Raw genomic sequence first — 13,207 nt, 5'->3', positions numbered from 1 at the left:
ACTCTGCCACAGTGCCGGCGGGCGTCGGCGCGACCCGGTGCTGCGCTACGATGGGTGCGTCGCCAGCGCGTCGAGCCGCGGTGCGCACGATGCTCCGCCCTTGCCAGGAGACCGCCATGTCCAAGCGCCTGTTCCTGCTGCTGTCGCTCGTGCTGTTCCTGCCCGCCGCGCCCGCGTGGGCCGACGAATACACCGACACGATCAAGATCTTCCGCAACGCCGGCCAGAGCGCGGAATTCTTCAAGACGGCGTATGGCTACGCCGTGTTCCCGACGATCGCCAAGGGCGGCGTCGGCGTCGGCGCGGCCTACGGCACCGGGCGCGTCTACGAGCGCGGCCGCCACGTCGGCAACACGTCGATGACGCAGGTCTCGCTCGGCCTGCAGCTCGGCGGCCAGGCCTACCGGCAGATCATCTTCTTCGAGGACGAGGAGGCGTTTCGCCGCTTCACGAGCGGCAACTTCGAGTTCGGCGCCGAGGCATCGGCCGTGGCGATCACGCTCGGCGCGAGCGCGAAGGCCACCAGCACCGGGACCTCGGCCGGTGCGAGCGCGAGCCAGCGCGACGCGACGACGGCCGGCAAGTACCACCGCGGCATGGCGATCTTCACTGTCGCCAAGGGCGGGCTGATGTACGAGGCCGTCGTCGCCGGCCAGAAGTTCAGTTACGAGAAGCTGAAGTGAGCGGCGGCGCCGCTCAGCCGGCGAGCACCGCCGCCATCGCCTGCGCCGTGCGCTCGACGTTGCCCTCGCTGAGACCGGCCACGCACAGGCGCCCCGAGCGCACGAGGTAGACCGCGAACTCGTCGCGCAGGCGGTCGACCTGCGCGGCGCTCAGCCCGGTGTAGCTGAACATGCCGCGCTGCGTCAGGAAGTAGCCGAAGTCGCGCCCCGGCACCTTGGCGCTGACGACACCGTGCAGCGCGCGGCGCATCGCGGCGATGCGCTCGCGCATCGCGCCGAGCTCGCGCGTCCACAGTGCGCGCAGCTCGGGGTTCGTCAGTACCTCGGCGACGATCTGTCCGCCGTGGATCGGCGGGCTCGAGTAGTTGCGCCGCACGGTGAACTTGAGCTGCCCGAGCACGTGCTCGGCCTGCGTCGCGTCGGGGCACACGACGCTGAGCGCGCCGACGCGCTCGCCGTACACGCTCATGCTCTTCGAGAACGAGTTCGCGACGAAGAAGCTCAGCCCCGCGGCGGCCAGCGCGCGCACGGCGTAGGCGTCGTCGTCGAGGCCGTCGCCGAAGCCCTGGTACGCGAGGTCGAGGTACGGGATCAGCCGTCGCTCGGCCAGCAGCGGGATCAGCGCGTCCCACTGCGCGCGGCTCAGGTCGACGCCGGTCGGGTTGTGGCAGCATGCGTGCAGCAGCACGACGCTGCAAGGCGGCAGCGTGCGCAGGACGTCGCACATCGCGTCGAAGCGCACGCCGCCGGTGGCCGCGTCGTAGTACGGGTACGTGTGCACCGCGATGCCCGCGCCCTCGAACATCGAGCGGTGGTTGTCCCACGTCGGGTCGCTGACCCACACGCCGCTGTCGGGGAACCAGCGCTTGAGGAAGTCGGCACCGACCTTCAGCCCGCCGCTCGAGCCCACCGACTGGATCGTCGCGACGCGCCCGTCGCGCAGCACGGCGTGGTCGGCGCCGAACAGCAGCTCCTGCACCGCGCGGCGGAAGTTGGCCGCGCCCTCGATCGGCAGGTACGGCTTCGGGCCGCCGCGCGCGACGACGGCCGCCTCGGCGCGCTTCACCGACTCGAGCACCGGGATGCGCCCGGCCTCGTCGAAGTAGATGCCGATGCTCAGGTTGACCTTGTGCGGCCGCGGATCGGCGTGGAAGGTCTCGACGAGCGCGAGGATGGGGTCGCCGGGGTACGGCTCGACGTGTTCGAACATGGTGCGTGTCTCGGCGTTCAGGCCGCGAGGGCGGCCTCGATGTCCTTGGCGATCGACTCGGGGCTGTCGGTGGGCGCGTAGCGCTTGATCACGCGCCCGTCGCGGCCGACGAGGAACTTCGTGAAGTTCCACTTGATCGCCTCGCTGCCGAGCAGCCCGGGCGCCTGCGCCTTGAGCCACTTCCACAGCGGGTGCGCGTTCGCGCCGTTGACCTCGACCTTGGCCATCATCGGGAAGCTGACGCCGTAGTTCTTCTGGCAGAACGCGCCGATCTCGGCGTTGCTGCCCGGGTCCTGGCCGCCGAACTGATTGCACGGGAAGCCGACGACGACCAGCCCGCGGTCGCGGTAGCGCTGCCACAGCGCCTCCAGACCGGCGAACTGCGGCGTGAAGCCGCACTGGCTCGCGGTGTTGACGATCAGCAGCACCTTGCCGCGCTGGCTCGCGAAGTCGGCGCGCTGGCCGTCGATCGAGACGGCCTCGAAGTCGTAGACGGTGGTCTCGGGCATGGCGGCAAAGGGCACGGGGGCAGGGGGCGATGGTACCCGCGACACCGGCAGCGGCCGGCTCGCGCCCCTGCAACACGGCGTTGACACCGCGGTCGCCGCCGCCGACGATCGGCACCGGCAGCGTTCGGTGTCGCATGGGCGCACGGTACAAGGTCGTTCTCCGCGGGTTCAGTGGCTTCGAGCGCGACGCGCTCGGCGCCTATTTCCGCCTCAGCGCCGAGCGCCGCCCCGCCTACGGGCTGGTCGCGACGCTGGCGCTGGCCGACTTCGCCGTCGCCGACGCCGACCAGCCCGCCGTCGTCGACGAGATCGCGCGGGCCGGCCGCCTGCACGACACGGTGTTCGTCGGCAGCGCGGCGCCGCGCGGCGCGGGGGCGTGGACGATGCGTCCGATCGATCCGCTGCAGGTGCAGCGCGAACTCGACACGCTGGCGGCGCACCGCGCCGACGACGAACTGCCCACCGTCCCGTCGGCGCTGATGTCGTGGCGGGCCACGTCGTCCGACACCGGCGGGGTCGACCGCCCGCAGCGGCGCGCTTACGACTCGCAGCCCGGCGACCTCGACGACGCACCGGCGTTCGAGCCGCCACCGCTTGCGCTGCCGCCGCGGCGGCGTGCCGACGCGCTGCTCGTCGACGACAGCGACGTCGCGCTGCGCCACCTCGAACACCACCTGCACGCGCTCGGGCTGACGACGCAGCGTGCGCAGGGCGCCGCACGCGCGCTGGAGTGGCTCGCGCACGACAGCTACGACTTCGTGTTCGTCGACATCGACCTCGACGACGCGGGCGGCCTCGACGCGCTCGCGCTGTGCCGCCACATCAAGCGCGCGCACCGCGGCGCCGGCGGACACGCGCCGGTGGTGGTGATGCTGTCGGCACACGCGAGCGGCAGCGACCGCGTGCGCGCGACGCTGGCCGGCGCCGACGCCTGCCTGGCCAAACCCCTCGACGCCGCGCTGCTGCACGACACGCTGCAGCGCCACGGTGCGCGCGTCGCGCCGGCCTCGGGCTCGCGGCGGCGCCGCTGAGCGACGGCACCGCCGGTTCAGTGCGCGGGCGTGCGCGCCAGTGCAGCCATCGCCGCCGCGGCGACGATCAGCGCCCCGCCGGCCAGCGCCTGCAGCGTCAGCGCGCCGGCACCGAGCGCCACCGCCGACACCGACGCGAACACGACTTCCGTCAGCATGATGACGGCCGTCGCATGCGCTGCCAGCCGTGCCGCACCGTACTGCAGCGCGAGATTCGACGCGAGGAACGCCACCCCCATCGCCAGCACCCCGAGCACCCAGCCGGGCGCGGGCGGCGGTGGCGCGCCGACCCGACCCGTCGACGTCAGCACCAGCGCGAGTACGCCGGCCACGAGCGCGCCGCCGGTGAACATCGCGGCGGCGCGCGCGGCCTCGCTGCGCTGCGCCTCGCGCCGCAGCGTCACGTTGTTCAGCGCGAACGTGACGCCGCCGAGCAGCCCCAGCGCCTCGGCGAGCGTGCGCGGCAGCGGCCAGCCGCCGTCGGCGGGCCACAGCACGACGACCGCACCGGCCAGCGACAGGCCGACGCGCGCGGCCGCGCCGCGGTGCAGCCGCTCGCCCAGCAGCGGGCGCGCGAGCAGCACCGCCCACAGCGGCATCAGGTAGAACAGCAGGACCACGCGCACGACGTCGCCGATCGTCACCGCCCAGTTGAACGCGGCGTTGGTCGTGCCCGACGCGAGCACGAGCACCCACAGCCCGCGGTGACGCAGGACTTCGCGCCACACGCCCGGCCGCGCCGCGACGAGCACGACCACCGCGAGCGCATAGATCACGACGGTGGCCCACAGCGGGTGCAGCCCGAGCGCGTCGAGCCGGCGAAACGGCCACCACGACACGCCCCAGACGAAGGCGTTGAACGTCAGCGCGGCGGCGGGCCAGAGGGCGGAACGGGGATCCATGCGGGCCAGGGCAAAGCCCGCCATTGTCGAGGCACGGGGTCCGGCCCCCGCCGCAGCGCCACGTCCCGGCCGCAGCGCGCCCGCACCGGCGCGCACCCACGACCCTTCGAGCAGCCGCCGCGGATGCGGGTCTGCCGGTGCGCCTTCGGCGCCCCCTGGGCGGCAGCCGCCGAAGGCGCTGCGGCGGTGGTCAGTGCTTGTCGCTGCGCGCGATCGCCAGCAGCCGCTCGACTTCGTCGCGGTGCACGCGGCAGTTGCGCCGGTGCCAGCGGCGGATCGCCTCCATCGTGCCGGCGACGACGAGGCCGAAGATCGTGATCGCGCCGAACGCCGAGAGGCCCCACTTCGTCATGCCGGTGTAGAACGCCCCGAGCGCGAGGATGCACGCCTGCTCGTTGAAGTTCTGCACCGCGATCGAGCGCCCGGCGCCCATCAGGTTGTGGCCGCGGTGCTGCAGCAGCGCGTTCATCGGCACGACGAGGTAGCCGCCGAGCGCGCCGAGCGCCATCAGGAACGGCGCCGCGACCCACACGTTGCCGATGAAATTCATCGCGATCACGAGCACGCCCATCGCGATGCCCAGCGGGATCACGCGCGTCGCGTGCTCGAGGCGCATCGTGACCGACGCGACGACGGCGCCCACCGCGGTGCCGATGGCCACCACGCCGACCAGCGACGACGCCTGCGTCGTGCCGTAGCCCAGCGCCGCCGCGGCCCACGCGAGCACGATGTAGCGGAGGTTGCCCGACACGCCCCAGAACAGCGTCGTCGTCGCCAGCGTGATCTGGCCGAGCTTGTCGTTCCACAGCCGCGCGTTGCAGCTCGCGAAGTCGCGCACCAGCGCCAGCGGGTGGTTGCCGAACGGGCGCAGCGGCGTGCCGGTGCGCGGGATGTACAGGTTGAACGCCGCGGCGACCGCGTACAGCAGCACGATCGCCGCGATCGCCGCCTCGGCCGGGCTGCCGACGTGCCACGGCATCGCCGGCACCAGCCACGGCGCGACGTGCGGCCCGACGAGCTGGCCGCCGAGCACGACCCCGAGGATGATCGACGCGATCGTCAGCCCCTCGATCCAGCCGTTGGCCTTGACCAGCTGCGACGGCGGCAGCAGCTCGGTGAGGATGCCGTACTTGGCCGGCGAGTACGCCGCCGCGCCGAGCCCGACCACCGCGTAGGCGACGAGCGGGTGCGCGCCCGCCAGCATCATCAGGCAGCCCACCACCTTGATGCTGTTGGAGACGAACATCACCCGCCCCTTGGGCAGCGCGTCGGCAAAGGCGCCGACGAAGGGCGCCAGCAGCACGTAGAACAGCGCGAACATCGGCACCAGGGCGGCGCGCTGCCACTCGTCGGCGCCATCGGTGCGCAGCAGTTCGACCGCGGCGACGAACAGCGCGTTGTCGGCCAGCGAGCTGAAGAACTGCGCCGACATGATGGTGTAGAACCCTCGCTTCATGCGCGGCGTCGGCGCGCGCCCGGGTGCAGGGCCCGGCGCGGCGTGGTGTCTCCTCCAGCAGGCGGCGCGTTATAGCACGCGCCCCGTGACGGCCCGCCGCCTGCCGTCGCGCGCCCCGCGACGGCGCACAATCGCGCACGATGCCGCGCCCGATCGAAGCCCTGATCCACCCCGACGCGCTCGCGCACAACCTCGCGCGCGCGCGCGCCCACGCGCCCGACAGCCGCGTGTGGGCCGTCGTCAAGGCCAACGCCTACGGCCACGGCATCGAGCGCGCGTATGCCGGGCTGCGCGCGGCCGATGGCTTCGCGCTGCTCGACCTGGCCGAGGCCGAACGGCTGCGCGCGCTCGACTGGCGCGGGCCGATCCTGCTGCTCGAAGGCGTGTTCGAGCCGCGCGACCTCGAACTGTGCTCGCGGCTGCACCTGTGGCACGTCGTGCACTGCGCCGAGCAGATCGACTGGCTGGCGGCGCACAAGACGCACCAGCCGCACCGCGTGTTCCTGAAGATGAACAGCGGCATGAACCGCCTCGGGTTCACCGCGGCGGCGCTGCGCGCCGCGTGGACGCGGCTCGACGCGCTGCCGCAGGTGGGCGAGGTGTCGCTGATGACGCACTTCTCGGATGCCGACGGCGCGCGCGGCATCGCGCACCAGATGGCGGCGTTCGACGCGGCGACGCGCGACCTGCCCGGCGAGCGCTGCCTGGCCAACAGCGCCGCGGTGCTGCGCCACGCGCGCGACGCCGGCGTCGCGGCCGACTGGGTGCGCGCCGGGATCCTGTGCTACGGCAGCGCGCCCGACTTCCCGGCGCACGACATCGCGCACTGGGGGCTGCGCCCGACGATGACGCTGCGCACGAAGCTGATCGCGGTGCAGCGGCTGCAGCCCGGCGACACGGTGGGCTACGGCAGCACGTTCACGGCCGACGCGCCGATGACGATCGGCATCGCCGCGTGCGGCTACGCCGACGGCTACCCGCGCCACGCGCCCACCGGCACGCCGGTGCTCGTCGACGGACGGCGCACGCGCACCGTCGGGCGCGTCTCGATGGACATGCTCGCGGTCGACCTGACGCCGCTGCCCGGCGCCGGCCCCGGCAGCGAGGTCACGCTGTGGGGCGAAGGCCCGAGCGGCGCGCGGCTCGCGATCGACGAAGTCGCGCATGCGGCGGGCACGATCGGCTACGAGCTGATGTGCGCGCTCGCGCCGCGCGTCCCGGTGACGGTGGCCGCATGAGGGGCGTCGCGTGAGGCCGCCGCGCGTCGACGAGCGCGAGGTCGAGTTCACCGCGGTGCGCGCGCAGGGCGCCGGCGGGCAGAACGTCAACAAGGTCTCGAACGCGGCGCACCTGCGCTTCGACATCCGTGCGTCGTCGCTGCCCGACGACATCAAGGCGCGGCTGCTCGCGCTGCCCGACCACCGCATCACCGAAGACGGCATCGTCGTCATCAAGGCGCAGGACCACCGCAGCCTGCCGCGCAACCGCGCCGAGGCGCTCGCGCGGCTGCAGGCGATGGTCGACGCCGTCGCGCTGCCGCCGGTGCAGCGCAAGGCCACGCAGCCGACCTTTGCGGCCCAGCAGCGGCGGCTGCAGGCCAAGGCGCGGCGCGCGCAGGTCAAGGCGCTGCGCAGCGCGGTCCCGCGGGACTGACGATTCGCCCGTCGACCGCGACGCGGCGCGCCGACCGCCCCTGCGCGGCGGCCACGGCGCCGGGCCACGGCCGGCCGATGCCGGGGTCGCGGGGCCGGCCGATGCGCGTCGATGCCGCACCAGCGGCCACAATGCCGCGCATGGCGCGCGACAAGACGGTCTACACCTGCCGCGAGTGCGGCGGCACGAGCCCGAAGTGGCTCGGCCAGTGCCCGCACTGCAAGGCGTGGAACTCGCTCGACGAGACGGTGGCCGAGCCGGCGCCCGCCGGCCGGCACCGCTTCCAGTCGATCGCGGCGACGCAGCCGGTGGCGACGCTCGCGGACATCGCCGCCAGCGAGGTCGAGCGCATGCCCACCGGACAGGAGGAACTCGACCGCGTGCTCGGCGGCGGCGTCGTCGCTGGCGGCGTCGTGCTGATCGGCGGTGACCCCGGCATCGGCAAGAGCACGCTGCTGCTGCAGGCGCTCGATGCAATGTCGGCGCGCATCCCGGTGCTGTACGTGACCGGCGAGGAAAGCGGCGCGCAGGTCGCGCTGCGCGCGCGGCGGCTCGGGCTGTCGGGCGCGAAGGTGCGCGTGCTGGCCGAGATCCAGCTCGAGCGCATCGCCGCCGCGATCGAGGCCGAGGCGCCGGCGCTGGTCGTGATCGACTCGATCCAGACGCTCTATTCGGAGCAGCTGACGTCGGCGCCCGGCTCGGTCGCGCAGGTGCGCGAGTGCGCGGCGCAGCTCACGCGCATCGCGAAGACCCGCGGCTGCGCCGTCGTGCTCGTCGGCCACGTGACGAAGGAAGGCGCGCTCGCCGGGCCGCGCGTGCTCGAGCACATCGTCGACACGGTGCTGTACTTCGAGGGCGACACGCATTCGAGCTTTCGCCTCGTGCGCGCGATCAAGAACCGCTTCGGCGCCGTCAACGAGATCGGCGTGTTCGCGATGACGGAGCGCGGCCTCAAGGGCGTCTCCAACCCGAGCGCGATCTTCCTGTCGACGCACGGCGAGCCGGTACCCGGCTCGTGCGTGATGGTCACGCTCGAGGGCAGCCGCCCGCTGCTGGTCGAGATCCAGGCGCTGGTCGACAGTGGCGGCCCGAGCCCGCGGCGGCTGTCGGTCGGGCTCGACCGCGAGCGGCTCGCGATGCTGCTCGCGGTGCTGCACCGCCACGCCGGCATCGCGTGCACCGACCAGGACGTGTTCGTCAACGCGGTGGGCGGCGTGCGCATCGGCGAGCCGGCCGCCGACCTCGCGGTGCTGCTCGCGATCCACGGCTCGCTGCGCGGCAAGGCGCTGCCGCGCGGCTTCGTCGCGTTCGGCGAGGTGGGACTGGCCGGCGAGGTGCGCCCGGCGCCGCGCGGCCAGGAGCGGCTGCGCGAGGCGGCCAAGCTCGGCTTCGCGGTCGCGCTGGTGCCCAAGGCCAACGCGCCGAAGAAGCCGATCGAGGGGCTGACGCTGCACCCGGTCGAGCGCATCGAAGACGCGATCGACGTCGTCAGGAGCCTGTGATGGCCAGCCGCTTCGCACCGCGTCCGGCGCCGCCGTACTGGGCCGTGATCTTCACGAGCCAGCGCACCGACGCCGACGGCGAAGGCTATGCGGCGATGGCCGAGCTGATGGCGGCGCTGGCCGAGCGCCAGCCGGGTTACCTCGGCGCCGAGAGCACGCGCGACGCCGACGGGCTGGGCATCACGGTGAGCTACTGGCGCAGCGAGGCCGACATCCACGCGTGGCGGCGGCACGTCGAGCACGCCGCGGCGCGCGACGACGGGCGCGCGCGCTGGTACCGCCACTACGAGCTGCGCGTCGCGCGCGTCGAGCGTGCGTACGGCTGGGACGCGGCCGACGGCGCGGCGCCGCCGGGCGGCACCGGCTGGGATCTGGCATGAGCGGCAGGCCCGAGGCGGCGATGCGCATCGCCGTCGTCTCCGACATCCACGGCAACCTGCCGGCGCTCGAGGCGGTGATCGCCGCGATCGGCCGCGCCGGCGCCGAGCGCGTCGTCAACCTCGGCGACATCGCCAGCGGCCCGCTGTGGCCGCGCGAGACGGTGCAGCGGCTGATGGCACTCGGCTGGCCGACGATCCGCGGCAACCACGAGCGCCAGGTGCTCACGCTGCCGCGCGCGCGCATGGGGCCGGCCGACGCGTTCGCGGCCGACGCGCTCGGCGCGGCCGAGCGCGCGTGGCTCGCGGCGCTGCCGGCCACGCTGGACCTCGGCGGCGGCGTCTGGTGCTGCCACGGCACGCCCGACGACGATCTCGCGTATTTCCTCGAGACCGTGACGCCCGACCTCGGCCGCGACGGCTCGCCGGGCATCCGCGCCGCCACCGACGCCGAGGTACGCCGGCGGCTCGGCGCGCGCCGCGACGCCGTCGTGCTGTGCGGCCACACGCACACGCCGCGCATCGCGCGCGTCGTGCACGACGGGGGCCACGACGGCGCTGGCGCGACGCTCGTCGTCAACCCGGGCAGCGTCGGCGTGCCGGCGTACGACGACGACCACCCGCACGAGCACCGCGTCGAGACCGGCAGCCCGCACGCGCGATGGGCGCTGATCGAGCGCGACGCCGGCGGCTGGAGCGCGACGCTGGTGGCCACCGCGTACGACTGGGAGGCCGCCGCGCGCCGGGCCGAGGCCAACGGCCGCGGCGACTGGGCCGACGCGCTGCGCACCGGGCGCGTCGGGCGGCTCGAGCGCGACGTCGTCGGCAGGAGCACGGCATGAACCCGTGGCTCGGCTGGATGCTGGCGGTGCTGGCGATCGCGATCGGCTACGTGCAGTACGGCGGGCCCGGCGCGCTGCTCGGCATCACGATGGTCGTGTTCTGGCTGCTGCTGCAGTTCAGCCGCGCGATGCGCGTGATGCGCCGCGCCAGCGCGGCGCCGGTCGGCGAGGTCGGCAGCGCCGTGATGCTGCACGCGAAGCTGCACGCCGGCATGCGCCTGCTCGACGTCCTGCCGCTGGCCGGCGCGCTCGGGCGCAAGGTCGCCGACGCGCCCGAGACCTTCGAGTGGCGCGACGCGTCGGGCGCGCGCGTGCGCGTCGAGTTCGAGCGCGGGCGCTGCGTGCGCTGGACGCTGAGCCGGCCCGACGACGTGCCCGCCGACGGCGGCGGACGCGCTGCGGACGGTGCCCTCGGCGCCACCCCGCCTGGCGCCTGAGCGCCCGCGCCGCGTCGCGCAGGGCCGCGCCCGTAGAATTTGCCTTTCGGCGCCGCGTGCCGCGACGCCCGCGAAAGGAGATCCCATGTCCCTGGCCGACCGCGACGGCAAGATCTGGATGGACGGCGAGCTCGTCGACTGGCGCGACGCCAAGATCCACGTGCTCACGCACACGCTGCACTACGGCTGCGGCGCCTTCGAGGGCGTGCGGGCGTACAACACCGTCCACGGCACGGCGATCTTCCGCCTGCGCGAGCATACCGAGCGCCTGTTCAACAGCGCCAAGATCCTGCGCATGAAGATCCCGTTCAGCCTCGAGCAGGTGATGGACGCGCAGCGCGAGGTCGTGCGCGCGAACAAGCTCGACAGCTGCTACATCCGCCCGCTGACCTGGATCGGCTCCGAGAAGCTCGGCGTCAGCCCGAAGGGCAACAAGATCCACCTGATGGTCGCCGCGTGGGCCTGGGGTGCCTACCTCGGCGAGGAAGGCCTCAAGCGCGGCATCCGCGTCAAGACCAGCAGCTACACGCGCCACCACGTCAACATCACGATGACGCAGGCCAAGGCGGTGAGCAACTACACCAACTCGATCCTGGCCAACATGGAGGCCACCGACGAGGGCTACGACGAGGCGCTGCTGCTCGACTCGGCTGGCTTCGTCAGCGAGGGCGCGGGCGAGAACCTGTTCGTGATCAAGAAGGGCGTCGTCTACACGCCCGACCTCTCGGCCGGCGCGCTCAACGGCATCACGCGCGACACCATCTTCGCGATCTGCCACGACCTGGGGCTGAAGATCGTCGAGAAGCGCATCACACGCGACGAGGTCTACATCGCCGACGAGGCGTTCTTCACCGGCACCGCCGCCGAGGTTACGCCGATCCGCGAGCTCGACCGCGTGACGATCGGCGCCGGCGCGCGCGGGCCGATCACCGAGAAGATCCAGAACGCGTTCTTCGACATCGTCAACGGCCGCAGCGCGAAGTACGCCGAGTGGCTGACGCGCGTGTGAGGGGACGGCGATGAGCGAACCGAAGGCCGTCGTCGAGCTGACCGCCCGCGAGCTGATGGGCCCGGGCGTCACGCACTGCCCGCACCCGAAGATGCCACTGTGGAACGGCCATCCGAAGGTGTTCATCGACGTCGCGACGACCGGCGAAGGACGCTGCCCGTACTGCGGCACCGTCTACCGGCTCAAGGCCGGCGAGAAGGTCGCGCAGCACCACTGAGCCGGCGCCGGGCCGGCCCGACACCGATGGCGCGCGAGCACGAGTTCATCCTGACGCTGTCGTGCCCCGACACGAAGGGCGTCGTCTACGCCGTCTCGGGGCTGCTGTACCAGGCCGGCTGCAACATCCTCGACTCGCAGCAGTTCGGCGACCTCGAGGGCGACGACGCCACCGGGCTGTTCTTCATGCGCGTGCACTTCGAGGCGCCGCCGCACCTGGCCGACGTGCCGACGCTCGAGCGCCTGTTCGCGCACGTGCGCCAGCAGTACGCGATGGACGCGCGCTTCCACGCCGTCGCGCGGCGCCCGCGCGTGCTGCTGATGGTCAGCCAGCATGGCCACTGCCTCAACGACCTGCTGTTCCGCTGGAAGAGCGGGCAGCTCGCGGTCGAGATCCCGGCGATCGTCAGCAACCACCCGACGTTTGCGGCGCTCGCCGACAGCTACGGCATCCCGTTCCACCACCTGCCGCTGCCCGCCGGCAGCCCGCCCGAGGCCAAGCAGGCGCAGGAAGCGCAGGTGATGGCGCTCGTCGAGGCCGAGCGCATCGACCTCGTCGTGCTCGCGCGCTACATGCAGATCCTCAGCCCCGCGATGTGCGACGCGCTCCGGGGCCGCGCGATCAACATCCACCACAGCTTCCTGCCGAGCTTCAAGGGCGCGAAGCCGTACTACCAGGCGCACGCGCGCGGCGTGAAGCTGATCGGCGCCACCGCGCACTACGTGACCGCCGACCTCGACGAGGGGCCGATCATCGAGCAGGACGTCGCGCGCGTCGACCACTCGCTGTCGGCCGAAGACCTGGCGGCCGTCGGCCGCGACGTCGAGTGCGTCGTGCTCGCGCGCGCCGTGCGCTGGCACGTCGAGCACCGCGTGCTGCTCAACGGCCACAAGACGGTGGTGTTCCGCTAGCGCAGCCACCGCGATGCCGCGCTCGAAGGCCGAGACCGCCGCGCTGATGGCGTCGCCCGACGACCTCGAGGCGCAGTTCTACGAGGCGATGCGCGAAGGCGACGTCGAGCACATGATGGCGCTGTGGGCCGACGACGACGAGGTCTACTGCGTGCACCCGGGTGGCCCGCGCGTCGTCGGGCCGCACGCGGTGCGCGCGACCTTCGAAGCGATCTTCGCCAACGGCGCCGTCGCGGTGCACGCCGAGCAGGTGCGCCGCGTGCACACGGCCGGCGCCGCGGTGCACGGCGTCGTCGAACGCGTCGAGGTGCCGGGCGACGAGGGGCCGCAGGTCGCATGGGTGCTTGCGACCAATGTCTACGTGCGCACCGCGCAAGGCTGGCGCATCGTCGCGCACCACGCGAGCCCGGGCTCGCCGCGCGCGCCGCTCGAGGTGGCCGAGTCGCCGTCGGTCCTGCACTGACGCCG

The 13,207-nt window shown here is 73.2% G+C and carries 16 protein-coding genes; 12 read left to right on the top strand and 4 right to left on the bottom strand.

Annotated features, from left to right (window positions below; all coding sequences use genetic code 11):
* Positions 1–116: 116 nt before the first annotated feature.
* Complete coding sequence (locus DRV96_RS07160; RefSeq protein ID WP_119289338.1) at positions 117–683, top strand: lipid-binding SYLF domain-containing protein; 567 nt, start codon at positions 117–119, stop codon at positions 681–683.
* A gap of 13 nt (positions 684–696) precedes the next feature.
* On the opposite strand, the gene DRV96_RS07155 is transcribed toward DRV96_RS07160, so the two are convergent.
* Together DRV96_RS07155 and DRV96_RS07150 are read right to left on the bottom strand one after the other, a co-directional pair.
* Positions 697–1,893 carry an amino acid aminotransferase gene (locus DRV96_RS07155; protein WP_119289336.1) on the bottom strand — a complete coding sequence of 399 codons (1,197 nt, stop codon included), beginning with the start codon at positions 1,891–1,893 and terminating at the stop codon, positions 697–699.
* A gap of 17 nt (positions 1,894–1,910) precedes the next feature.
* Positions 1,911–2,402, bottom strand: coding sequence for a glutathione peroxidase (locus DRV96_RS07150; RefSeq protein ID WP_119289333.1), 492 nt, complete (start codon positions 2,400–2,402; stop codon positions 1,911–1,913).
* Positions 2,403–2,536: 134 nt separating this feature from the next.
* Between DRV96_RS07150 and DRV96_RS07145 the strand changes: the two genes are divergently transcribed.
* Positions 2,537–3,433: a response regulator gene (locus DRV96_RS07145; RefSeq protein WP_119289331.1), complete on the top strand. Its 897-nt coding sequence runs from the start codon at positions 2,537–2,539 to the stop codon at positions 3,431–3,433.
* Positions 3,434–3,450: 17 nt separating this feature from the next.
* On the opposite strand, the gene DRV96_RS07140 is transcribed toward DRV96_RS07145, so the two are convergent.
* Both DRV96_RS07140 and lplT read right to left on the bottom strand, forming a co-directional pair.
* Complete coding sequence (locus tag DRV96_RS07140) at positions 3,451–4,335, bottom strand: DMT family transporter (protein WP_235823311.1); 885 nt, start codon at positions 4,333–4,335, stop codon at positions 3,451–3,453.
* Positions 4,336–4,525: 190 nt separating this feature from the next.
* Positions 4,526–5,791, bottom strand: a complete 1,266-nt coding sequence (gene lplT / locus DRV96_RS07135) for a lysophospholipid transporter LplT (RefSeq protein ID WP_119289328.1) — start codon at positions 5,789–5,791, stop codon at positions 4,526–4,528.
* Between the two features lie 140 nt (positions 5,792–5,931).
* On the opposite strand from lplT, the gene alr reads away from it, so the two are divergent.
* From alr to DRV96_RS07085, 10 genes are all read left to right on the top strand, one after another.
* A complete protein-coding gene (gene alr, locus DRV96_RS07130) occupies positions 5,932–7,029 on the top strand; it encodes an alanine racemase (RefSeq protein ID WP_119289326.1) in 1,098 nt (365 codons plus the stop codon).
* A gap of 10 nt (positions 7,030–7,039) precedes the next feature.
* On the top strand, positions 7,040–7,444 hold the full coding sequence (gene arfB, locus DRV96_RS07125; protein ID WP_119289324.1) for an alternative ribosome rescue aminoacyl-tRNA hydrolase ArfB: 405 nt from the start codon (positions 7,040–7,042) through the stop codon (positions 7,442–7,444).
* Between the two features lie 140 nt (positions 7,445–7,584).
* Positions 7,585–8,946 carry a DNA repair protein RadA gene (gene radA, locus DRV96_RS07120; protein ID WP_119289458.1) on the top strand — a complete coding sequence of 454 codons (1,362 nt, stop codon included), beginning with the start codon at positions 7,585–7,587 and terminating at the stop codon, positions 8,944–8,946.
* Positions 8,946–9,326, top strand: coding sequence for an antibiotic biosynthesis monooxygenase family protein (locus DRV96_RS07115; RefSeq protein ID WP_119289322.1), 381 nt, complete (start codon positions 8,946–8,948; stop codon positions 9,324–9,326). Before radA ends, DRV96_RS07115 begins: the two co-directional genes overlap by 1 nt.
* Before the next feature lie 20 nt (positions 9,327–9,346).
* Positions 9,347–10,165, top strand: coding sequence for a metallophosphoesterase family protein (locus tag DRV96_RS07110; protein ID WP_119289455.1), 819 nt, complete (start codon positions 9,347–9,349; stop codon positions 10,163–10,165).
* Positions 10,162–10,602, top strand: a complete 441-nt coding sequence (locus DRV96_RS07105) for a hypothetical protein (RefSeq protein ID WP_210756992.1) — start codon at positions 10,162–10,164, stop codon at positions 10,600–10,602. Before DRV96_RS07110 ends, DRV96_RS07105 begins: the two co-directional genes overlap by 4 nt.
* Positions 10,603–10,687: 85 nt before the next feature.
* A complete protein-coding gene (locus DRV96_RS07100) occupies positions 10,688–11,611 on the top strand; it encodes a branched-chain amino acid transaminase (protein WP_119289320.1) in 924 nt (307 codons plus the stop codon).
* A gap of 10 nt (positions 11,612–11,621) precedes the next feature.
* On the top strand, positions 11,622–11,828 hold the full coding sequence (locus DRV96_RS07095) for a zinc-finger domain-containing protein (RefSeq protein WP_119289317.1): 207 nt from the start codon (positions 11,622–11,624) through the stop codon (positions 11,826–11,828).
* A 26-nt stretch (positions 11,829–11,854) separates the two neighbouring features.
* Positions 11,855–12,739 (top strand): formyltetrahydrofolate deformylase, encoded by an 885-nt coding sequence (gene purU, locus DRV96_RS07090; protein WP_119289315.1) that lies wholly within the window; start codon positions 11,855–11,857, stop codon positions 12,737–12,739.
* Positions 12,740–12,752: 13 nt separating this feature from the next.
* Positions 12,753–13,202: a YybH family protein gene (locus DRV96_RS07085; protein WP_119289313.1), complete on the top strand. Its 450-nt coding sequence runs from the start codon at positions 12,753–12,755 to the stop codon at positions 13,200–13,202.
* Positions 13,203–13,207 lie beyond the last annotated feature (5 nt).

This window comes from Azohydromonas sediminis (assembly GCF_003574675.1).
Classification (GTDB): Bacteria; Pseudomonadota; Gammaproteobacteria; order Burkholderiales; family Burkholderiaceae_C; genus Calidifontimicrobium; species Calidifontimicrobium sediminis.
This window is presented reverse-complemented; position numbering and strand designations above follow the sequence as displayed.